The organism is Bacillus sp. FSL R9-9497, from assembly GCF_038005805.1.
GTDB lineage: Bacteria > Bacillota > Bacilli > Bacillales > Bacillaceae_G > Bacillus_A > Bacillus_A cereus.
This window is the reverse complement of the sequence record NZ_JBBOTY010000001.1, coordinates 5,276,909-5,299,250: the sequence shown is the minus strand read 5'-3', so window position 1 is coordinate 5,299,250 and position 22,342 is coordinate 5,276,909. Positions and strand designations below refer to the sequence as shown.

Below are 22,342 nucleotides of genomic sequence, written 5' to 3'. Positions count from 1 at the left end.
CTCATTATTGATTTTTAAAAGAGAGTTTTCGTCGTGCATTTGGATTTGTGAAAATTAGTAAAGCTATACAAATAATTAGTGAGATGATTGATATAGTCATACCTAATTTGAAATAAGGTGTAACGTAAGTCATTTCGATTACATGTGAACCTTTTGTAATGGGAACACCGATAAAGGCAGAATTCGCTTTCGTAAATTCTGTTTCTTTTCCATCAATTTTTATAGTCCAGCCTTTACTATATGGGACAGATAAATATAAAAGCCCGTCTTTATTTGATTTGATATCCCCCTTTAAATAATTGTTCTTATAATAAATATTTTCAAGCCTATTTTCAGTTAGTTTTTTTGTTTCTTTTTGTACACTTTCATATTTTACAATATTTGCTTGCAAGTCACCTAATTCATACTCACCTGCCATATCAATAGAGATAGTTAGATTTTCTGGACGCTCATTGCCCAAATTGTAAACAAACCTTTCTAACGGATAAGAGTATGCACCAGCATCGTCACCTTTTCCTATCGTTTTTCCATTAACAGTTGCATTGAATGTGCCTGCATTTTTTAATTTTAATTCTATCAGTAGATCACCAGGTGTATCAGGATAATTGATAGGTACAATCATATTTCCAAAGCCATGAACAATTAGTTTATTTTCTTGTTTTTCCATGTTTTCGAATTTTGCTTTTTCCGTTTTAATAGATACTGCCTTTGATTTAAGGTCTTGTTTATTAAAATGGTTTAATGAAAATTCTTTTGTATTATTAACGACAACAGCATGTAATAATAATTGATCACGCTGAGCGAAGTTTAATTTAGAAAATTCTTCCTCACTTATAGCCGAATCATATACATATCCTAACGGTAAAGCATAGTCATTTTTGTAAATATTATACGGTCCTACTTGCTGTAATAGTTTATATCCATAAGGTACATTCTTTGAATCTGTATCAGCACTTAATACGCGATATTTTACACCTAGCATATTTTCAAGTAGTAGTCGACTATCAGCTTGATAAAACATTGAAGGTGTATCGTACATTTGGAATACACCATATTTATTTTTCATAAAGTCATGGACATAATAATTAACTAAGCTTTGATACGTACTTAAGCCATGATAACCTTGTAGCATTGGTGTGTTATATTCGCTATATGGATTAAGAATACGATAAAAGTCTTTATCATTTTCTTGTATGTAGCGAATTGCATCAATTTCTTCTTTATTATCATAGCCTGGTTCGTGTAACTTTTCAGTTGAAATCTGGCTCTGTCCGTAAACGGTGCTAAGTATATTATTCGCATACATATAATTCATAGAAACGGTGCTAACAAGGACGTTCAATACAACTAAAAATTGTATGAATGATTTAGAAATATAGCGCCATAAACATACTGTAATAACAGAAAGAACGACAGTTCCGAGTAAAATGTTATCAACGTCTTGTAAAGGTTTATCAGTTACATTTATATTTGCCTTTCTATAAAATGCATAAATGAATAATCCAATAGACACTAATAAACTTATTAAATAAGGTAATTTGTAGTCTTTCTTATGAATAATCATCCAATCTAGAATGTATGCAATTGTTTGGGCAATTACAAATACAAATAAATAAAACCATCTAGATTGCATTGCTGAAAAACCATTAAACACAGAATATGTATATGGAAGCATAAACAGAATGAACATGAATAACGTAAAGAATACTTTACTTTTAACGAGTTTATCACGTATAAAAATTCCAAATACGATTAAGAATAAAATTAAAGCTGGTAAAGCTAATTGATGATTTTCAGCATTATACATGAAGAAAATATTTTCCATTAAATCTTTATAAAATTTATCTTCAAATAATAATGGTATCTCAAACTTTTTTGATAGTCGATCAGCGCTAAATACGGCATTAACTGATGGGAGGAAGCAAACGGCAGCTAAACCGAGTGATAATCCGTACAATAAACCGATTCTAATATAATAATTTAGAAAAGAGATAATCGTTTTATTTTGTTGTGTCGCAAAGTATTGGAATAATGCATAAATAAATATGAAAATACTTGTGATAAAAGCAAAATAAAAGTTTGATGCTAACATTAAAGTAGCAGTGATTAGGAAAAGTCCGCGCTTCTTTTCAATAATATATTTATCAAGTCCCCATATTACTAATGGTAAAAATACAATGGCATCAGCCATGAAATCCCATAGTAAAGAGTGGCGGATGAAAGTAATACAGCCACCATATATAATAGCAGCAACAAAAGATGAAAATGCTGTTTTATTATGGTAACGTAAAGAACCATACATGAATAACATAGCTAAAAAGTTTTTTAAAATACTCATGTATAATTTCACGTCATATACTTGCTCAAGACTTAGTTTAGGTAGTAACAGTGTAATCCAGAAAAACGGTGATGTGCTGTAATAATAACTAAACTCTCCAAATAAATCTCCACCTAATCCATAATCAAAAGACCAAAAAAGGTTGCCATCTTTAAAGGCATGTTGTAGAAGAAACGTAAAAAAGCCAAATTGACGTAACGCATCCCCTGTACCAGAAAAGGCTTGATTAGATGTTAAAAAGAAATAATGAAAAGCAAAAGCGCACAATAATAATATTGGCATAATTATTATTGTTTTCTTGGAAAAGAATTTATTATTCGGCTTTATGCTCATAAAAATTGATAATCCTCCTTTGAAAGTCGTTACATGTAGCAACTAGTTTTTAGGTAGCATATAAAAACACACCAATTTTTAAAGGTGTGTTCTTTAGTTTTAACATGAGAAAATATATATTTTTTTTGAAGCATATATATTTTTACAAGCGTTGAAGTTCATAGTTTACATATAATTTAGTATAAGGCATTTTCAGAAAGTAAGTCAATTTGAGCTGGAATATATAGCATTTTTTTACTGAAGAAAAATGAGGTATATAAAAAAGCAAAAAGCTTTTCCATTTTTAAATAGGAAAAGCTTTTTGCTTTTAAGCATGTTTGCGAATGAGCTTTTGTTTTATAAACGCTAAAACGAATCCACGTATTTGAGGATCAATTACAATTCCAATCATACCGTATAGTATACCAGTAAGAGTTAAAGCAATTAGTGGCGGTAAGTTGATTAATGCAACTCGGTATATACCGTAACTAATAATAAAGGCCAAGGAATTAAATATAATTCCTTTAACTAATAATTGCATGCCTTTACGAATAAAGAGGGTAAATCCAATTAATAGTGTAATTTCGGTAAGGATGGCTGCGGCAGCCGCCCCCATCATTCCATATTTACTACCTAATACAATATAACCTATGATGGCAACAACTAATCCAATAGTCATTGTTGTTGCACGTTTCCATTGCTGGCCAATCGTTGTTAAATTATCGGCTAGTGGATAGTTAATTGATTGTAAAATAACCATAAACGCTAGAATAGCAAGAGCGTCACCAGCGGGAGCGTATTTTTCTCCTAATAAACTAACAATCCAGAAACTTGGATCAGCAATAAAGGGGATAGAAATTCCCATTCCTAAAAAAGACATAAGTTTTAATTCAAAACTTGATAATTTTCTATGTTCTTCAATATTTTGCTCATTACCAAAAGCAAAAAGCCTTGGATAAAATGCAGCTGCAATTACTCCAGGTATTTGATATAGTACGGCAGGTATTTTATATGCAGCACCAAAGAATCCAACTTGCTTATATGTTGAAACTTTTTCTAATATAATAGGCCCTAATTGTGGTAAGAGCATAATGATGATTCCATTGATTGTGAAAATAAGTAGTTGATCTAAAATGCCTTTATCCCAACCCTTATGTACTTTCGTATAGCGTATTGTCATTATAAAGGCAATAACACCTGTTACAAGACTAGATACCCCGTACATGGCAGCCACCATCATAAGTGACCATTGAAAAGACATCCCTAATAATAGGGCAGCAGCAGCTGTTACACCTTGTAGTACAGAAATAATAGCTGTAAATTGCATACGCTCTGTAACTTGGAAGTAAGCCATACCAACACCTTGTAAGGTTGCTCCGAACATCGTTGGTAGAACAACCCAATATACCATCGCACGTAAGTAAGCGTCGGGATAGAAGAACTGGGCAAAAATAGCGAAAAGTACAGAAATTACGATAGCTAATATTAAACGAATACGTAAATAACTACTTATTAGTACGCTAATATTAGCATCGCTTCTTGTTCCTTCACGCATAAATGTATGTGTTAAACCTGCATCTGTAAAGTAACAAATAACAGCTGAAACAGCTAATGCAGTTGTAAACATACCGTAATCCTCTGGAGAAACATATCGTGCAAAGAGAATTGTTGCAATAGCCAGTACAAAACGGACAGTAATGTTTCCTACAAAGAGGTAGGATGCGTTTTTTAGAATTTTATTTGTTTTCATGAGAAAAGACCTTTCTATTCTTTAGGACCTGGTTAGCTTGTCCTATTTGTAAATTTGATTTGTTCACAGAAAGAGAGAGTATCGTTATATTTTCAGTTTAAGAAAACAGAAATTTAATTCGTACAAACCAAAGCATTGCATATAGTTTTTTACTACGCTTTCCATTCTTTGAATAGATTTTACGGCAATATTTCTTAATATCTTTTTTGATTAATTGAACTTGTGATTTATCTAATTGAGAGTTTTCCTTAATATATATACAAGCGTTATTGATGACTGTATAAGGGAATAAATAAGTCTCAAGAATCTCAATAAGTGACTGAGGGTCTTTCGTAATGAAATCTTGAGATTTATTATGTACCCAATCTTTCATACGATTGAATACTTCTAGCTCTTTTGTCGTTTTTAATTCATAATCTTTATACTTAGAAGAAAGATTTCCTTCTGATAAGATTCTATAATAAGTTAAGTATTCATCGACATAACATACATTTGTCACACTCATAAGTTTAAATAAAAACTCTAAATCTTCGCCCCAACTACATCCTGGTGTAAAACGAATGTAATGATCCATTACGATGGATCGTTTGAAAATCCAAGTACTTGTTTGAGCAACAACTTGATGTGTTAGGAATGCTTTTGCCATATCACCTTTAATAAAGTTTGTTGTATGTTCAACCTTCTCGCCTGTTTCTTCGTAGAAATTCATATAACCACAATAGCACGCGTCCATTTCGTTTTTATGCATACTTTCGACTTGCTTCTCAATTTTAGTTGGATGCCATAAGTCATCACTATCAAGAAAAGCGATATATTCTCCGCTAGCATTTTCGATACCTGTATTACGGGCTACCGAAACACCTTGGTTTTTTTGATGAACGTATTTTACTTGCCCTGGGTATTTTTCAGCAAGGTTTTTCACAATAGAAGGTGATTGATCTTTACTTCCATCATCTACAATTACAATTTCAATGTTTTTATATGTTTGATCTAGTATTGACTGCATCGTTTCTTCAATATATTTTTCCGTGTTATACAGAGGTATGACAACAGAAACAAGTTGCTTTTGTTCCATCATAGAATTTTTATCTCCTCAAGTTTTTTATGTCTTGCATCATATATACAAGCCTTTTGAAAGGAAGAAGATTACAAGAACATCTGTATAAGTTTAACGCATATAAACTTTGTAAATCAACTTTCTATTAAAAAGGTGTCGGGAAGTTAGATTCTTATGATTAATTGTCGTATTTCAAACAGCTTTATCATGTCTATTGTATATAACTTCTTATTCATGCCATTTTAACTTATTAGTAAGTAGGATGTATTTATCGTAACGATTATGAAGGCGAATAAATTAATATTGAGAATAAAAAAACCTCTTAATTTATCCGAAAATTAAGAGGTTTTTTATATTAGCTTTGAAATATTAGGTTAGTCTTTGTCTGGCTCAGTTGCATTTAATTTTTGCTTTAGTAACGCATAATCTTGCGTTAATGTTACAAGTTGATGATGTTGTTTAGAAATTTTTCTTGTTAGGTCAAAAATTAAGATGAAACAGAATAATAGTCCAAATAAGAATAAAATGGAAGGGGGATATTCTACTTTTAATAGTTTTCCAATCCAGTTTATAATTTTATCGGTAGAACTTAAAATAGCCATTGCAATACAAACGAAAATCCATAAAACAGCATATTTCGTTTCTAAAGTTCCACGGCGAATGGAATTAATAATTAATAATAATAATAATAAAATAAAGATGAATGAAAAGGTAATTATAGGCATTTATTATCAACCTTTCACGATTTTTTGCATCAATATAGCAAGACTTACTTTAATCATGTAATATGCAGATTTAAAAGGTGTGATAGAAGATTGTCCACCTTGTCGCTCTTGCATATTTACAGATATTTCATTAATGCGAAGTTTTTTCTTTTTTAAATGAATAAGAACTTCTGGTTCTGGATAGTCTTTTGGATAGTTGTGTGCAAAAATTTTAATTACTTCTCGATTGATAGCACGATATCCAGAAGTTGGATCCATAAATGTTTGTTTTGTTAGTACTTTCAATAGGGCAGTAAAATAAAAAATACCGATCCTTCTGGAAATACTACCTTTATATGCTGTTTTTTCTGTAAAACGTGACCCTAGCACCATATCGCATTCATCTTCAGCGATTGGCTTTATTATTTTATATAAATCATCTGGATTATGTTGTCCATCAGCATCGAACTGAATCGCAATATCATATCCGTTCTCATATGCGTATTTATATCCAGTTTGTACAGCTGAGCCAATACCTAGGTTATATGGTAAATTCACAAGGTGAACAGGAAAATCTTGTACGATTTGAGCTGTTTTATCGTGTGATCCATCATTAATAACACAAATGCTTAATCCTGTAAAATGCTGTTTTAGTTTTAATAATCTTGTTAATGTATCTGCAATTGCTTCTTCCTCGTTATACGCTGGAATAATAATTAACGTTTTTGGTATTGAAATTGGTACTTCAATAGTCATTACCGCACCATCCCTTATATACTTAATCATATTATGGTTATTTTTAAACGAACTTTATTTAATATACCATTAACAGTATAACAAAATAAAGGAAAAGCTGGTGCATGATTTAGGAGAACAGATTGAGAATAAAATGGTAAGAGGTGATATTTTGTATAAAAAAATACATGCAAGGAAGAAAAAATCTGTGCATGTATATGGAAGAGTATTGTATTAAATATTCCAAGGTTTATTTAAAGTTAAAACCTCAGCCATTTCTTTGCTTTTTAAACGTCCTTTTTTTCTATTTTCCGCACGTTCTGAACCGGTTGTGTATAACCAATGTTCTTCCTCAGTTTCAGGAAGTACTTGTGGTACGGACGAAGGTTTTCCATCTTTTATTGCCACAAATGTAATGAAGCAAGTAGCGGCAATTCTACGCTCGCCTGCTAATAAATTTTCTGCGATTACTTTTACGAAAACTTCCATTGAAGATTTCCCTGTATAACATACAAATGCTTCATAACAAACAGAATCAGCTTGGTGAATTGGAGTTAAAAAATCGACTGAATCAATAGATGCTGTTACGCAATGTTTACGACTATGTCTTGCAGCCGCAATTGAAGCAATACTATCAATTTCTGCTAATAATTTCCCTCCAAAAAGTGTTTGGTGATTATTTAAATCGTTAGGAAAAACACGTGTTGTCTTAATTGCTTTAGATTCTCGCATGAATTTCTTTTCCATATATTCAGCCCCTATAGTCTGTTTTCAATCAGAATAATATGTGTAAGCGGATTACTCATATTAGATATTTAATGAAGTAAAGTGTATTCCAAAAGAGGATTATTTAAACTTCTGTATTTGTATTCATGTAACTGAAAGAAAATTTATTTTATCTAAAATGTAGTGTAAAAGAGGATTCGCTTACATTGCAAGTAAAAAGTAATGACTATGTATTTGTCATAGAAATTCCCTATCAGCCGTGTACCCATTCATGGTAGAATCGTTTTGTTATGAATGGAAATAGAGGTGCAATGGACATATGAATCATATACAAACAAATTTTTCATCTTTCTTCAATAAAATTACAATCGGTGCGATGCTCGCATTTTTTGTTTATAGTTGTTGGGCAGCATTTGAGACAAGTAAGCAATTTTTTGGAGGAAGTACAACAAGTGTAACAATCATATTGGCGATTTTTGTCATACTCATTTTGTTAGTGGCATCAATTCTACAATATCGTTTTACAGATAAACAATTTCTTATTTTTCTTATAAGTATATCTATAGTTGTGAGGCTTAGTATGCTGTTATTTGTAGATGCTCCAATAATTGGTGATATGAAAGTGATGTATGAGTCTGCAAAGCAGATTGCAATTGGTAATAATATAGGGACTGTAACTCATTTACCTTTTATTATATATCAATCGGTAATTATTCGTATATTTGGTGATTCATTATTCGCTTTACAACTATTTAATGTGCTATTTTGCACAGGAACAGCATTATTTATTTATCGTATTGCGGGAATGGTTTTTGGAGAAGAATGCGGTCGTATTGCTTCTATCTTTTATGCTCTGTATATTCCAAATATATTCATGAGTTCCGTATTAACTCCTGAATCACTTGCAATATTTTTATTTTATTTTGCTTGTTACATACTTTTATATAAAGGATTAGATCATCCTTATATGTGGGTGTTTTCAGCGATTTTATTTGCATTTAGTAATATGATTTTCCCAATGGGATTATTTCTTCCTATTTTTATCACGGTATATGTATTATTAATCGAAGTATTTCAATCAGCAACGAAACAAAAGGTGTTACTAAAAATGATAGGGATAATTATTCTATTTTATAGTGCCCATTTTGGTGTGAATTATGGAATTAAGGCAATAGGATTGTCACAATATACAATTTCAAATGAGACGTATGTTCAATCTGTTTTAATTGGAAAAACGCAACATGAGGAAAAAATATCGGAAAATCAAAGTGTAACAGAGCATATTGATCAAAAGTTAAAAGAAATTGAGGGAGAAAGATTTAAACTTTTAGAGCCGATGATAAATCAGTTTTCAGATGAAGGAATAAATTCTATTCTTTTTAAATGTGAAAAACTGATATATATAGCCGTAACATTGTTTATGACTATAGCTCTATTACACTTTCTTATTAAGAAACAACAAAATGAGGGATATATGTTGTTTTTATTTTTAATTAGTGGCTACGTATTGTTAAAGCTCTTTCAAGTAGATATGGCATATTACAATGTAATTATGCCGGCATTGTTCATTTTGCAGAGCTTTGGTGTTTATATGAGTTATGTGTATTGTCAAAAAATATTTTTCAGAAAATAAAAAGAATCCATTCTGGATTCTTTTTTTGATGGAAGATGAAATTTAGTAGTCAGTGTAGATGAAAAATATGCCTGACTTGAATTTTATCCCGCTATTTTTCAGACAGCAAGACCCCCACCTCAAAATCAAGGAAAGCAAAGAAGTTAGGTGGGGGCTGATAATCAACGGGGGATAAACAAAACCCCCGTTGATTAAAGTTTCACTTTATCTTATCGATTTAGTTCTAGTTGTAAATTATCGGCTGTTAGAGCCATTTGTGAGGAATCATCTTGAATTCCTTTCATTACTTGTGAAATAGCTTGTAGCTCGTGTTCAATTTTCTTATTCTGTTCTTTTGAGTTAGACATATCTTTTACAATTTCTTGGAAGTATCGATCTGTTGCTGACATACTATCCGTTCCTTCCGATACGAGAGAGCTAATTTGTTTCACGGAAGACGAGACACGGGTAATTTGTTCATTTGTTTTTTCAACGAGCTTTGTAACGTTAAATATAGATTCTTTCGTTTGCTCTGATAATTTTCGAATTTCACCAGCAACAACAGAAAACCCCTTCCCAAATTCTCCAGCACGTGCAGACTCGATAGCTGCATTTAGTGCGAGTAAATTGGTTTGCTCCGCAATCGATTTAACAATATCTATGATTTCATTAATTTTGTTAGAAATATTAAGGAGTTCATGAGTATCTGTAATAATCGTTTCCATATTCATTTGAATAGATCCCATTCGTTTGTTTTGCTGGTTTAATTGTTCTTTCCCTTTATTGGCTTTTTCTTCAGATGTTGTAGCTAATGATGTACCTGTTTTAGCAATCTCTACAATAGTTTCAGATTTGGCGGTTAGTTTTTGAATAGAAGAGCTTGTTTTTTCAGATACAGCAGCTAGTTCTGTTGCGATATGCGTAATTGTCATAGCAGTTAGTTCTTTTTCTTTCTCATGCTCTTTTTGTATTCTTTCATATTCAGATTCATAAGCTGCAAGAACAAGTTCTTGTTCAAGAGTAAATAATTTATTTATAACATTTATAGAATAGGAAAAATCATCGATTGTTGTTATTTTTGTTTGCAAAATCTTCATGATAGAGCGGAACAATTCTTGATAAGCAGCAGTATACCATTTTCGATGTAAACCAATTTGTACATGCCTTTTGGCAATCCTAACACGCTGTTCAATAAAATCTTCATGCATATTGCCGCTGAATAATTCTTTAATATGTGTTTTTAAAGTTTGTTTTAGTTTTGGAATAGAGCTGTAACGTTCAATAATAGTAATTAAATTAGGTTGTTTTGTAATGTTGGCATAGAATTTTTCAGTAATCCAATCAATTTCTGCATAAATAAAAGGCTGTAGTACTTTTACAACTTGTAAATCTTCTTTTGAAATATGTAGCATATCCATTTGAATTTTTAATTCAGAATTAGTAGGGACATTAAAAGTTATTTGTTGGTCCTTACTTAATTCGATTATACTGGCATTTGTTTTATTAATATTTTTTTTGAAAACCCCAAGCATCATTCTTCCCCCTGTATATAAAACGTTTTCAATTTTAAAACTAATATAGAGTAATTATATATGCTTATATATAATTACTCTATATTAGTTCGTTGAATAGTATATAAATTAAGAGAATTCTATCTAGAATTCTCTTAATGGCCTTTATTAATTTTAGCATGTGTTTTAAAGAAAACAGGGAAATGAACATTATATATTACAGTGACGACACGAATAATGAATGTTACTAATAAACAAACATAGAAAGCTAACACGTGCGCCCCCATAGCGTGTGTGATTAGGAAGCTAATTGCTCCTAAGATAGAAGCGATTGCGTAAATCTCTTTTCGGAATACGTAAGGGATATCTTGAGCACAAATGTCACGCAAAATACCGCCTCCAATACCTGTAATGACTCCCATTGAAACAACTAGAAATGAGGCGTCAACATGATGTGACATTGCCGCATTTGCACCAATAGCTGTAAAAACACCTAAGCCAACAGCATCAGAAAGCATAATAACGACTTGAAGTTTATTGATGCGCTCAAAAAACATACAAGTAAATAATGCTGATAATACACTTACGAAAAAGTAAATGGGTTTTACAAATGCGACAGGGGGCAGGTTACCAATCATGATATCACGAATAATACCGCCGCCGAGCGCAGTAGCTACAGCTAAACAAAGGACACCAAATAAATCTAAATCTTTTTTTAAACCAACTAATGTACCAGAAATGGCAGCGGCGATAATGCCAAGAAACGTAAATATATCGATTAATAACATGGCCTTAATCCCTTCCTCTTAAAGATGTTCCAGAGAAAAAATATACACTAAAGTATTGGAAATAACAATTACTTTTCGCTACATGTAGAAAAACGGATAAAATTCATAAAGAAAGCGTTTGAAAATGTTTGGAAAATAGCCATAAAGTAATTTGAAAAAGATATGAAAAGATTAATTTTACATTTTTTGATGTTGTTTATTTGGTAAAACATTACAATTATAGGTAGGTTATTTATATTTGTATAAAATGATAAAAAAATATTTATATACTGACAAAAATAAGGGGATGGTTGTTAGATAGATTTTATAAAAATAGGGGAGTATAGCTAAAGGACGATAATTTCTATTACTGATTAATACTTGTCCTGGCTAGTTTTAGCTGGAAAAATAGTTCTCGATTTGAATATGAGTTATGTTATAATTGCTAGGTGTGTTTGAATGATAAAAAATTATGATTAAAAGATAATGTTAAGATTTTGTATGGAGGTCTTGGAATGTTAGCAAATCAAGCTAGGGTTAGATTTGAGCATTTTTTGCTCTTTTTTATTATTTTACAGCCTGTTTTAGATTTATTAACGTCTCTTAGCATCACTTTATTAAAGTCAAATGCTACCGTTGGAATTTTAGTAAGATTCCTTATTATGGCTGTTGGTGGTATTTACATTTTAATTCAGGCAAAAGAGAAGGAAAATAGAAAGTTTTTAATTTATCTTATATTGTTAGCCGGAGTTTTAGGGATAGGATTTATTAATAACAAACTAGTTAAGGATCCTATTGTACTTAGTGAAGAGGTTAAATTCGTTGCGAAAGCATTATATATATATATCATGCTGGGATCATACATTTTAGCTTTAAAATCATTGAAAAAGACAGTTAATATTAGTGATAAGGTTCGAAATAGTATTGTATATTCTACATTAATCATTAACGCAATTATGGTTATTTCTATTTCAACATCTACTGACTTTGGTAGTTATGAATGGATGAAGGTTGGTTCTCGAGGTTGGTTCTATGCAGGGAATGAACTAGGTTCAATCTTAGCTATTATTTTCCCTATTGTAGTACTATATTCTATTCAAAAAACAAAGAGCTGGAAACACATTTTATATTGGATTCCATCACTTTTAATGATTTATTCGCTAATTCAAGTTGGTACAAAAGTAGGAATGGGCTCAATTGGTGCTACGCTAGCGGCAGCAATCGGGATTATTTTACTACAATTATTATTTGATAGAAAAAATCCGAACAAAAAATCCCTTGCACTTAATGCAGTAATTGCTATTGTCCTATTAGCTGGTGTAGTCGGAACGTTTAAACAAACGCCATTAGCACAAAATATGGGTATTCACAATAATTATTTATCAGAGCAAAATGTGGCGCAGCAAGGTCAAAAAGAAAAAGAAATTAAAGAGAAGCTGAAAAAAGAGCAAGAACTTAAAGCAAAAGAAGAAAATCATCATAAAGTTGAAAAGCCAGAAGAAAAGGCGAAGATAGAAGAGGAAGTTAAGAAAGAGCTTGAGAAAGAGCAAAAGAAAGAAAATCAAGAAAATCTTATTTTCAGTGGACGTCAAGTATATGAAGAAAGACATAAGCAGTTCTTTAAAGAAGCGCCAATGTCACAAAAGTTATTAGGAATGGGTTATGCAGGTAACTTTAAATACAATGAACAAAAGCAGCCAGATCCAAAACTAATTGAAATGGACTTCCATGATTGGTTTTATGATTTCGGGATTATTGGCTTTGTATTACTAATGATTCCATTTATTTATTACGGGCTAAGAATTCTACTAGCATTTGCTACGAGATTTAAGGACATATTTAATATAAAATATGGAATGATTTCAGCAAGCTTATTGTTAGCGTTAGGTATTGCTTATATTGCAGGACATATTTTAACAGCACCAGGAGTTGGGATTTACTTTGTAGTGGTGTTAGCTTATCTAATAGTAGACCTAGAAATTGAATGATAAAAATAAAAGCTAACTTTTGTTAGCTTTTATTTTTTAGTACAGTAAAATAAAAATAGATGGAAACGTAGCGAGGATTTAAAGGAGGAAAAAATATGAAAATATTGCATATGAATGCAGGAGCAGAAGATGGGGGAGGGAAAACACATATTATTTCACTTCTCGATCAGTTTCCAACTGGTGAAGTAGAATTAGCAGTATTTGAAGATGGAATTGTTGCGAAGGAAGCAAGGGAGTTAGGGATAAAAGTCCATGTGTTTTCACAAAAATCGCGCTATGATTTATCCATTTTAAAGAATATAAGTGAATTTATTAATAAAGAAAAATTTGATGTAGTTCATACACATGGCCCTAGGGCTAATTTCTATGTTTCTTTAATGAAAAAGAGAATAAAGGCAAAATGGGTAACGACTATTCATAGTGATCCATTTCAAGACTTTACTAAACAGGGCTTAAAAGGTTGGATTTTTACGAAATTAAATTTGAAAGCCTTAAAAAATATAGACTTATTTTTCGTTGTAACAAATAGATTGAAAAAAAGCCTGGCAGCATTAGGTATTTCAAATGAAAAGATGCATGTTATTTATAATGGAATTGAATACGATAAGGAAAAAGCAGAAGGCTATAATAAAAAAGAAATGTTCAATATTGATGAAGATGTATTTACGGCAATCCAAGTAGCACGATTACATCCTGTCAAAGGACATGAAGTTTTATTCGATGCGTTACAACAAACAAAATTAGAGAAAATTAAAGTATTATTAGTTGGCGATGGCCCATTAGAAGAAAATCTAAAGTCATTAGCTACTGAAAAAGGGATTAACGATAAAGTAGAGTTTTTAGGACATCGTCAAGATGTAAAACAATTATTTGCGTCGTCACATGTAAATTTATTAACTTCCCATAGTGAAGGGTTCCCACTAGTTTTATTAGAAGCGGCAAATCAACGCGTACCATCAATTGTGACTAGGGCTGGAGAAATTGAACCATTAATCGTAGATGAAACTTACGGATGGATTGTGCCGACAGGTGATGGAAAGGCATTAGCATTAGCTTTAGAAGAAGCGTATGATAAGTGGAAAACTGGAGAGTTAGCAGCAATGGGTAAACATATTTATGAGCATGCTACTATGAACTTCTCACTTCAGAAACTATATGAAGATACAAAGGAAACATATAAGCAATTAATAGCGAAAAACTTGTAATGATGGAGAGGATAGTTAACTATGGCAGTACAAACAGTTGATATTCTAGGCGTTCCTTTTTCTACAATGACAATGGATGAAACGGTCCAATATTTAAAAGAACAACTAGAAGCGGAGCGAACTCATACGTTTCAGGTAGTAACAGCAAACCCTGAAATTGTTATGTGCGCAAAAAAGGATGAAAAGTTCTATCAAACATTATTGAATACAGATTTAATTACACCTGATGGTATTGGGGTTGTAAAGGCAAGCGGGATGCTTGGTACACCTTTAAAAGAACGTGTAGCAGGTTTTGATTTAATGTGTAATTTACTTGCGAAGTTATCAGAAGATAGTAAGCCGGTATCTGTTTTCTTATTAGGTGCAAAGCCGCATGTTGTACAAGCTGCAGCAGATCATTTAACAAAGACATATTCAGCTGTATCCATCGCCGGTATACAAGATGGTTATTTTAAACAAGAAGACGAAGAGAATATTATTTCTCGCATTCAAGAAGCAAAACCAGATTTATTACTTGTTGCACTTGGTTTCCCGAGACAAGAGAACTTTATCCAAAACAATAAGCATCGTTTAGAAACGAAAATGGCTGTTGGAGTAGGTGGAAGTTTAGACGTATGGGCTGGAGAGGTAAAACGTGCACCAAAATGGATTCAAGCGATTCATTTAGAGTGGTTTTATAGATTATGCAGTAATCCAACACGCTGGCGTCGTCAGTTAGTATTAGCGGAATTTTTAAAAGAAGTAATGCGTTCGAAAAAGTAGCGAAATATCGCTGCTTTTTTTATTTGTTCATTTTTAATAAATTGAAACTTTAATCAGTGAGGCATCCCCACAGATTATTAGCTCTCACCAATCGGGATAGACGTTTTACTTTTTGGGAATGATGAAGGAGAATTTTTTACACAAAAGTATTTTACTTATACAATTCACACATGTAAAATGATGTGTAAAGACACCTGTGTGAGGAGGACTTCTAGTGGGCAAGGTTAAAGAAATTTCGAAGCGCAAACTACTAGGTATAGCTGGGCTTGGATGGCTATTTGATGCAATGGATGTTGGAATGCTTTCATTTGTAATGGTAGCCTTGCAAAAGGATTGGGGATTAAGTACGCAAGAAATGGGCTGGATAGGCAGTATTAACTCAATCGGTATGGCAGTAGGAGCGCTTATTTTTGGGATACTATCAGATAAAATAGGGCGAAAATCAGTCTTTATTATTACATTATTATTATTTTCTATCGGTAGTGGTTTAACTGCATTAACAACAACACTTGCGATGTTTCTCGTTTTACGCTTTTTAATTGGTATGGGGCTTGGCGGAGAGCTTCCGGTTGCCTCTACACTAGTATCAGAGAGTGTTGAAGCGCATGAACGTGGGAAAATTGTTGTGTTATTAGAAAGTTTTTGGGCAGGTGGATGGCTAATTGCAGCTCTTATCTCGTATTTTGTTATTCCTAAATATGGTTGGGAAGTTGCGATGGTATTGAGTGCAGTTCCAGCATTATATGCTTTATATTTAAGATGGAATTTACCGGATTCCCCAAGGTTCCAAAAAGTTGAAAAAAGGCCATCTGTTATTGAAAATATAAAATCAGTTTGGTCTGGGGAATATCGTAAAGCAACAATTATGCTATGGATTCTATGGTTTTGTGTTGTTTTTTCCTATTATGGAATGTTCCTTTGGTTACCGAGTGTAATGGTGCTAAAAGGATTTAGTTTAATAAAAAGTTTCCAATACGTACTTATTATGACATTAGCTCAACTTCCAGGATATTTCACAGCTGCTTGGTTTATTGAACGTCTCGGTCGTAAATTTGTTTTGGTTACGTATTTAATCGGGACAGCTTGCAGTGCTTATTTGTTTGGGGTTGCGGATTCATTAACAGTATTAATCGTGGCAGGTATGTTACTATCCTTCTTTAACTTAGGTGCTTGGGGAGCATTATACGCCTATACACCTGAGCAGTATCCAACGGTTATTCGTGGTACAGGTGCAGGAATGGCAGCGGCATTTGGTCGTATTGGTGGTATTCTTGGGCCACTATTAGTGGGATATTTAGTTGCCTCAGAAGCTTCACTATCATTAATATTTACGATTTTTTGTGGATCAATTTTAATTGGTGTATTCGCTGTAATAATACTTGGACAGGAAACGAAGCAACGAGAATTAGTATAAAGTGAAAATTTAAACGTATCCCTGACCGTTTATTATCCTACACTACTCGGATCTTTATAGGCAGTTAGTGCGGGATAAAAGGGGAGAGGAAACCGAAGTGGTTTCCTTTTTTCTGTTTTTTTAGATAAATAATGGTATAGTAAGAAAAAGGGATTATTTCTTATAAAAGCGAATGTATACAACAGGACATATGGACAAAGAATTAGGTGGTTGAAGAAATGAAAATTTTACTGATCATGGAAGAGGCAGAAGAGAGAAGAGAGTTAGCTGAAAATTTCACTGAAAATATGAGAAATGTAGAATGTTTTGAAGCAAAGACAGGAACAGAATCTTTATTTATGATGAAAAAACATATACCAGACTTTGTTTTTTTAAGTTCCAAATTACTAGATGGTACTGGTTTTGAATATGCAAGTTTATTACGAGAAATAAATTGCTATACAAAATTTATTTTTGTAGGTGAAAACATAGAAGAATCTATTACAGCTTTTCGTTTCCAAGCATTTTATTATTTATTGCGACCATTTCGTGAAGAAGATTTACAATTTCTTTTATATAAAATAGGTAAAGAACAAGGTGAGAAAGCAAAGAGTTATTTGCGAAAACTACCGATAGAAAGTCAAGAGGGTATACGATATATTCTTCCAGAAGATATCGTATATGTAAGTAAAAATAAAGAAAATAAAACTGTTTCAATTTACACAACGAATAATCAGTATATTTCAACATATACACTTCAGGAATTAGAAAATAAGCTAAATGCATATGATTTTTTACGTGTACATAAAAGCTATTTAATTAATATGTCATATGTAAAAGAACTGAAACCTTACTATAATGGCACGTATAATTTGTATTTAGATAGGTATGATGAGCAACCGATTCCAGTCAGTCGTAATTATGTAAAACGCCTTCGAAATAACATTGAATTATAGTAGGTAATGAGAGTATTTTAACATGATAAACTGAAAATCCTTCATGATAGGGAGGATTCAAGTTAAATATTCAGAAAATTTAGTACAATCTCCACTAAGAAATAGTATTGGGGGAATTGTATGTGAAGACATTGAAATCGATCTTACTTTGGGGCGTTATTACAGCAGTAGGAGCAGGTGCTTTTGGGGTAATAGCTTTATCACAAGGTGAAACCATTAATGCTGTATGGCTCTTAGTAGCTGCCGTATGTGTATATGCAGTTGCTTACCGCTTTTATAGTAGATTTATAGCGAGAAAGGTTTTTAATTTAGATGATAATCGGCAAACACCAGCCCATACATTAAACGATGGGAAAGACTATGTTCCAACAAATAAGTGGGTATTGTTTGGACATCACTTTGCAGCGATTGCTGGGGCGGGACCTTTAGTAGGACCGATTTTAGCAGCACAAATGGGATATTTACCAGGAACCATTTGGATTATTGTTGGGGTAGTTGTTGCGGGGGCTGTCCAAGATTTTGTCATTTTATTTGCTTCGATGAGACGTAATGGTAAATCGTTAGGAGAAATGATTAAAGATGAGATTGGACCTGTTACAGGACTAATTGCAATGATAGGTATTTTAGGAATTATGATTATTTTATTAGCAGTATTAGCGTTAGTCGTAGTAAAGGCACTAATCGGAAGTCCTTGGGGAATGTTTACGATAGCAGCAACGATTCCTATCGCTATTTTAATGGGAGTTTATATGCGCTATATTAGGCCTGGTCGTGTTGGAGAAGGATCAGTAATTGGTATTATCCTACTTATTTTATCTCTTGTTGGAGGACAGTATGTAGCAGAAAATCCAACACTTGCAAGTATGTTCACATTTAGTGGTGAAACAATTGCTATTATGCTTATTGTATATGGATTTATCGCATCGGCATTACCAGTTTGGATGCTTTTAGCACCACGTGATTATTTAAGTACATTTTTAAAAGTCGGAACAATTGTAGGGTTAGCAATCGGTATCTTAATTGTAGCACCAGATTTACAAATGCCAGCAGTTTCGAAATTTATTGATGGAACTGGTCCTGTGTTTTCTGGAAACTTATTCCCGTTCTTATTTATTACTATTGCTTGTGGTGCAGTGTCTGGATTCCATGCTCTCGTTTCATCAGGTACGACGCCGAAGATGATCGAGCAAGAGGGACACGCACAGCCAATCGGTTATGGAGCAATGTTAATGGAGTCGTTTGTAGCAGCGATGGCGATGATTGCGGCTTGTGTATTAACACCGGGAACGTATTTTGCAATTAATAGCCCCGCAGCACTTATCGGTACAGATGTTTCGCAGGCAGCTCAAGTTATTTCCTCATGGGGATTTGCTATTACACCAAATGAACTAAAAGATCTCGCTGTAAATGTTGGAGAGCAAACAATTTTATCACGTACAGGTGGTGCGCCAACATTAGCGATAGGTATGGCATATATTTTCTCACAAGTAATAGGTGGAACGGCCATGATGGCATTTTGGTATCATTTTGCGATTCTCTTTGAAGCTCTATTCATTTTAACAACAATTGATGCCGGAACGCGTGTCGGCCGATTTATGATTCAAGATATTTTAGGGCATGTATATAAGCCATTTGGGAAAACGGATTCTACATTAGCGAATGTAATCGCTACAACATTATGTGTATTAGGGTGGGGATATTTCTTATACCAAGGGGTAATAGATCCGCTCGGTGGAATTAATACATTATGGCCACTTTTCGGTATTGCAAATCAAATGCTAGCAGGTATTGCATTATTACTTGGAACGACAATTTTGTTCAAAATGGGAAAAAAGGCGTACGTTTGGGTAACACTTATTCCAACTGTCGGGTTGCTGATTGTAACGATGACGGCGGGATATCAAAAGCTATTTCATGAAAATCCTAAAATTGGATTTCTATCGCATGCAAAGGTATTTCAGGGAGCATTAGATGAGGGAAAAGTGTTAGCGCCAGCAAAAAATGTTGCTCAAATGAAGCAAATTATTTTCAATGATTATATCGATGCAGCGCTTTGCGGAATTTTTATGATAGTTGTAATCGCTGTGTTAATTTCAGCACTTCGAATTTGGATCCAAGTATTAAGAAATAAGCCAATGCCGTTAAAAGAGGCACCATATATTCCTAGAGATGAAAGTGAGTCGAGGAACTATGCTTAAAAAGTTGTGGCAAGTATGGGGTGAAAGAAAACGCTTTATTAGTTTGCTCGTTGGGGTACCAAGTTATGAAGTATATGTGGAGCATATGAAAAAGCATCATCCTGAAGAAGAGGTTGTATGTCAAAAGCAATTTTTTGCTGAGGCACAAGAAGCAAGATTTAATGCAAAGGGTGGAAAAATATCACGCTGTTGTTAATGAAAAAGGGCGAGTTTTCGCCCTTTTTATTTTTTTGCTGTTTCACGTGGAACAGCAAAAATAAACAAAATATTTGGGAATTAAAGGTATTTCGTATACAATAAGGTGAGGAAGGGGATAGATGGAAAAGTAGGGAGATTATTTTATGTTAAGGGACTTATTTGTAAATACAACAATTATTCTTTCCTTTATTTTTATTGGAGGTCAGCTTTTAAGGGATAAGCCGTTAAAAGAAGGATTCTCTTTTGGGCAGAAATGTGTAGTAGGCATTTTTACTGGGATACTAGGTATAGTATTAATGTATTTCAGTGTTCGTGTTGGTACCATTCTATTGGATTTACGCTATTTAGCTGTTATTCTAGCTGTTATTATTGGAGGACCGATAGCGAGTACCATAACAATTGGTATGATTTTAGTAACTAGGCTGTTGTTTATGGATTATTCATTAGCTTCTCAAGTGGCTTTTTATACAATCATTGCGATAGGAATAGGGAGTATCTTTATTTCGCGCATGAAGCTTTCTTTAGGGGGAAAGTGGGTATGGTTACACACATATATTTTATCTATTCTAATCCCAGCGTTATATATATGGTTAATTAAAGAGATCCACATAGTGGGATTATATTTAATTTCTAGTATTATTACAGGTTACATAACATTCATAAGTGCAAATTATGTTTTACAATCCAATGAGTTATTTCAAAAGATGAAACAATACGCAACGATAGATGCATTGACAGGTTTAGGAAACGTAAGACAGTTTGATTTAGAGATGAATCGTCATATTAGTAATAAGAACATGAAAAATGATTCGTTTTGTTTACTACTTATAGATATTGACCACTTTAAGTATGTAAATGATACGTACGGGCATCCTGCAGGGGACGAAGTGCTAAAACAAGTAGGATGTATTTTACGAGAAACTTCACAATTTCCAGATTTGGCTTTTCGAAAGGGTGGAGAGGAGTTTGCGCTTTTGATACCGAATAAGGGATTAGCTTACGGAATTCGTATGGGCGAGCAAATTCGTACAGCTGTTGAAAGTCACCCATTTCAATTGTTAGATGGAACGAAAATAAAAATTACAGTTTCGGTGGGGGTTTCAGAATATGAAGAATCACCGGAGAAATTTATTCAAGCGGCGGATGATGCGTTATACTACTCGAAACGAAATGGTAGAAATAAGGTCAGCTCTGTATCTTAAAGATAAGATGACCAGAAGACATAAAGCTTATAAAAAACACTCACAGAGGCAATGTATGAACTTTGTGAGTGTTTTTTATTTATATATTAGACAAGCTCTTTTGATACAACAAATTTACGATATGCACCATGGTGAGTTGGACCTACGTATTCGTTAATTTTGAATGAGTAACGAATAGCAGCCGTGATGAATTCTTTAGCAGTTTTTACTGCTTCTTTCACAGGTTTTCCTTTTGCAAGTTCTGCTGTAATTGCAGCAGAATATGTGCAACCTGCGCCGTGTGTATTTGTCGTATCAATTTTTTCTGATTCTAGAAGGTCGAATGTCTCTCCATCATATAGGACGTCGATTGCAGTTTCCGTACCAAGTTTGCTACCGCCTTTAATTAGGACGTATTTCGCACCTAAAGCATGGATCTTTTTCGCTGCTTCTTTCATGTCTTCAAGAGAATTAATTTTTACGCCACTTAATTGGTAAGCTTCAAATAAGTTTGGTGTTACAACTAATGCCTTTGGAACAAGAACGTCACGTAAGCAATCATTCGTTTCAGGATGTAATGCTTCATCAGCACCTTTACATACCATAACAGGGTCAACTACTACATTTTTGAAATTGTGCTTTTCGATTGTTTCTGCAACCATTTCAATAATTTCTACTGATCCAAGCATACCTGTTTTTAAAGCGTCTACGCCAACACCTTCAATTGTTGTTTCTAATTGTGGTTTTAATGTAGAAGCTGGGATTGGAAATACGTTATGTGCCCAACCGTTATGTGGATCCATCGTTACGATTGTTGTAAGAGATGTCATTCCGTATACGCCCAGTTCTTGGAATGTTTTTAAATCTGCTTGTATACCAGCACCGCCACTTGTGTCAGAACCAGCGATAGTAAGTGCTTTATTTAATGTCATTATGAAAGCCCCCTCGA

18 protein-coding genes and 1 pseudogene are annotated in these 22,342 nt (G+C 33.2%); 9 read left to right on the top strand and 10 right to left on the bottom strand.

The features are described 5' to 3' along the window. Positions 1–4: 4 nt before the first annotated feature. The 6 genes from MKY21_RS27355 to MKY21_RS27330 all read right to left on the bottom strand — a co-directional run bounded on the left by MKY21_RS27355 (position 5) and on the right by MKY21_RS27330 (position 7,643). Positions 5–2,671, bottom strand: a complete 2,667-nt coding sequence (locus MKY21_RS27355) for a YfhO family protein (RefSeq protein WP_137074482.1) — start codon at positions 2,669–2,671, stop codon at positions 5–7. A gap of 307 nt (positions 2,672–2,978) precedes the next feature. Continuing rightward, positions 2,979–4,400: an oligosaccharide flippase family protein gene (locus MKY21_RS27350; RefSeq protein WP_000856143.1), complete on the bottom strand. Its 1,422-nt coding sequence runs from the start codon at positions 4,398–4,400 to the stop codon at positions 2,979–2,981. Between the two features lie 97 nt (positions 4,401–4,497). After that, a complete protein-coding gene (locus tag MKY21_RS27345; protein WP_000970521.1) occupies positions 4,498–5,478 on the bottom strand; it encodes a glycosyltransferase family 2 protein in 981 nt (326 codons plus the stop codon). Positions 5,479–5,831: 353 nt separating this feature from the next. Next, the gene (locus MKY21_RS27340; protein WP_001121774.1) at positions 5,832–6,182 is read right to left on the bottom strand and encodes a DUF2304 domain-containing protein; all 351 of its coding nucleotides are present in this window, start codon (positions 6,180–6,182) and stop codon (positions 5,832–5,834) included. A gap of 6 nt (positions 6,183–6,188) precedes the next feature. Then, on the bottom strand, positions 6,189–6,917 hold the full coding sequence (locus MKY21_RS27335; RefSeq protein WP_000151539.1) for a glycosyltransferase family 2 protein: 729 nt from the start codon (positions 6,915–6,917) through the stop codon (positions 6,189–6,191). Positions 6,918–7,130: 213 nt separating this feature from the next. Then, positions 7,131–7,643 (bottom strand): acyl-CoA thioesterase, encoded by a 513-nt coding sequence (locus tag MKY21_RS27330; protein ID WP_000412123.1) that lies wholly within the window; start codon positions 7,641–7,643, stop codon positions 7,131–7,133. A gap of 298 nt (positions 7,644–7,941) precedes the next feature. Here MKY21_RS27330 and MKY21_RS27325 point away from each other — a divergent pair, with 298 nt between their 5' ends. Then, positions 7,942–9,255 (top strand): ArnT family glycosyltransferase, encoded by a 1,314-nt coding sequence (locus tag MKY21_RS27325; protein WP_137074484.1) that lies wholly within the window; start codon positions 7,942–7,944, stop codon positions 9,253–9,255. A gap of 209 nt (positions 9,256–9,464) precedes the next feature. Here the strand turns inward: MKY21_RS27325 and MKY21_RS31250 are convergent, their stop codons facing one another. The 3 genes and pseudogenes from MKY21_RS31250 to MKY21_RS27315 all read right to left on the bottom strand — a co-directional run bounded on the left by MKY21_RS31250 (position 9,465) and on the right by MKY21_RS27315 (position 11,533). Continuing rightward, positions 9,465–10,166, bottom strand: a complete 702-nt coding sequence (locus MKY21_RS31250) for a methyl-accepting chemotaxis protein (protein WP_370658441.1) — start codon at positions 10,164–10,166, stop codon at positions 9,465–9,467. A gap of 54 nt (positions 10,167–10,220) precedes the next feature. Next, positions 10,221–10,766: pseudogene (locus tag MKY21_RS31245) on the bottom strand (protoglobin family protein); the annotation flags it as partial. Positions 10,767–10,900: 134 nt separating this feature from the next. Beyond that, entirely contained in the window at positions 10,901–11,533 is a 633-nt protein-coding gene (locus tag MKY21_RS27315; protein ID WP_000924369.1) for a trimeric intracellular cation channel family protein, read from the bottom strand. Between the two features lie 494 nt (positions 11,534–12,027). Between MKY21_RS27315 and MKY21_RS27310 the strand changes: the two genes are divergently transcribed. The 8 genes from MKY21_RS27310 (at position 12,028) to MKY21_RS27275 (ending at position 21,414) form a co-directional block, all read left to right on the top strand. After that, the gene (locus tag MKY21_RS27310) at positions 12,028–13,500 is read left to right on the top strand and encodes an O-antigen ligase family protein (protein ID WP_000880749.1); all 1,473 of its coding nucleotides are present in this window, start codon (positions 12,028–12,030) and stop codon (positions 13,498–13,500) included. A 95-nt stretch (positions 13,501–13,595) separates the two neighbouring features. Further along, positions 13,596–14,705 (top strand): glycosyltransferase family 4 protein, encoded by a 1,110-nt coding sequence (locus MKY21_RS27305; protein ID WP_000697464.1) that lies wholly within the window; start codon positions 13,596–13,598, stop codon positions 14,703–14,705. 21 nt (positions 14,706–14,726) lie between these two features. Continuing rightward, the gene (locus MKY21_RS27300) at positions 14,727–15,467 is read left to right on the top strand and encodes a WecB/TagA/CpsF family glycosyltransferase (protein WP_000290748.1); all 741 of its coding nucleotides are present in this window, start codon (positions 14,727–14,729) and stop codon (positions 15,465–15,467) included. Positions 15,468–15,681: 214 nt separating this feature from the next. After that, the gene (locus MKY21_RS27295) at positions 15,682–16,881 is read left to right on the top strand and encodes an MFS transporter (RefSeq protein ID WP_000521077.1); all 1,200 of its coding nucleotides are present in this window, start codon (positions 15,682–15,684) and stop codon (positions 16,879–16,881) included. Between the two features lie 218 nt (positions 16,882–17,099). Continuing rightward, positions 17,100–17,816, top strand: a complete 717-nt coding sequence (locus MKY21_RS27290; protein WP_000698256.1) for a LytR/AlgR family response regulator transcription factor — start codon at positions 17,100–17,102, stop codon at positions 17,814–17,816. 122 nt (positions 17,817–17,938) lie between these two features. Beyond that, positions 17,939–20,014 (top strand): carbon starvation protein CstA, encoded by a 2,076-nt coding sequence (cstA, locus tag MKY21_RS27285; RefSeq protein ID WP_000854311.1) that lies wholly within the window; start codon positions 17,939–17,941, stop codon positions 20,012–20,014. Then, positions 20,007–20,210 carry a YbdD/YjiX family protein gene (locus MKY21_RS27280; RefSeq protein WP_000914504.1) on the top strand — a complete coding sequence of 68 codons (204 nt, stop codon included), beginning with the start codon at positions 20,007–20,009 and terminating at the stop codon, positions 20,208–20,210. The genes cstA and MKY21_RS27280 overlap by 8 nt, the downstream gene beginning before the upstream one ends. A gap of 145 nt (positions 20,211–20,355) precedes the next feature. Then, positions 20,356–21,414 carry a GGDEF domain-containing protein gene (locus MKY21_RS27275; protein WP_069604734.1) on the top strand — a complete coding sequence of 353 codons (1,059 nt, stop codon included), beginning with the start codon at positions 20,356–20,358 and terminating at the stop codon, positions 21,412–21,414. Between the two features lie 86 nt (positions 21,415–21,500). Here MKY21_RS27275 and pdxK read toward each other — a convergent pair whose 3' ends face one another. After that, positions 21,501–22,325 carry a pyridoxine/pyridoxal/pyridoxamine kinase gene (gene pdxK / locus MKY21_RS27270; RefSeq protein WP_000174252.1) on the bottom strand — a complete coding sequence of 275 codons (825 nt, stop codon included), beginning with the start codon at positions 22,323–22,325 and terminating at the stop codon, positions 21,501–21,503. Positions 22,326–22,342: the final 17 nt, after the last annotated feature.

Bases quoted from the DNA above. Each gene is read 5' to 3' on its own strand.
- MKY21_RS27355 (WP_137074482.1), bottom strand. From the start codon at position 2,671: ATGAGCATAAAGCCGAATAATAAATTCTTTTCCAAGAAAACAATAATA.
- MKY21_RS27350 (WP_000856143.1), bottom strand. From the start codon at position 4,400: ATGAAAACAAATAAAATTCTAAAAAACGCATCCTACCTCTTTGTAGGA.
- MKY21_RS27345 (WP_000970521.1), bottom strand. From the start codon at position 5,478: ATGATGGAACAAAAGCAACTTGTTTCTGTTGTCATACCTCTGTATAAC.
- MKY21_RS27340 (WP_001121774.1), bottom strand. From the start codon at position 6,182: ATGCCTATAATTACCTTTTCATTCATCTTTATTTTATTATTATTATTA.
- MKY21_RS27335 (WP_000151539.1), bottom strand. From the start codon at position 6,917: ATGACTATTGAAGTACCAATTTCAATACCAAAAACGTTAATTATTATT.
- MKY21_RS27330 (WP_000412123.1), bottom strand. From the start codon at position 7,643: ATGGAAAAGAAATTCATGCGAGAATCTAAAGCAATTAAGACAACACGT.
- MKY21_RS27325 (WP_137074484.1), top strand. From the start codon at position 7,942: ATGAATCATATACAAACAAATTTTTCATCTTTCTTCAATAAAATTACA.
- MKY21_RS31250 (WP_370658441.1), bottom strand. From the start codon at position 10,166: ATGACAATTACGCATATCGCAACAGAACTAGCTGCTGTATCTGAAAAA.
- MKY21_RS27315 (WP_000924369.1), bottom strand. From the start codon at position 11,533: ATGTTATTAATCGATATATTTACGTTTCTTGGCATTATCGCCGCTGCC.
- MKY21_RS27310 (WP_000880749.1), top strand. From the start codon at position 12,028: ATGTTAGCAAATCAAGCTAGGGTTAGATTTGAGCATTTTTTGCTCTTT.
- MKY21_RS27305 (WP_000697464.1), top strand. From the start codon at position 13,596: ATGAAAATATTGCATATGAATGCAGGAGCAGAAGATGGGGGAGGGAAA.
- MKY21_RS27300 (WP_000290748.1), top strand. From the start codon at position 14,727: ATGGCAGTACAAACAGTTGATATTCTAGGCGTTCCTTTTTCTACAATG.
- MKY21_RS27290 (WP_000698256.1), top strand. From the start codon at position 17,100: ATGAAAATTTTACTGATCATGGAAGAGGCAGAAGAGAGAAGAGAGTTA.
- MKY21_RS27280 (WP_000914504.1), top strand. From the start codon at position 20,007: ATGCTTAAAAAGTTGTGGCAAGTATGGGGTGAAAGAAAACGCTTTATT.
- MKY21_RS27275 (WP_069604734.1), top strand. From the start codon at position 20,356: ATGTTAAGGGACTTATTTGTAAATACAACAATTATTCTTTCCTTTATT.
- pdxK (WP_000174252.1), bottom strand. From the start codon at position 22,325: ATGACATTAAATAAAGCACTTACTATCGCTGGTTCTGACACAAGTGGC.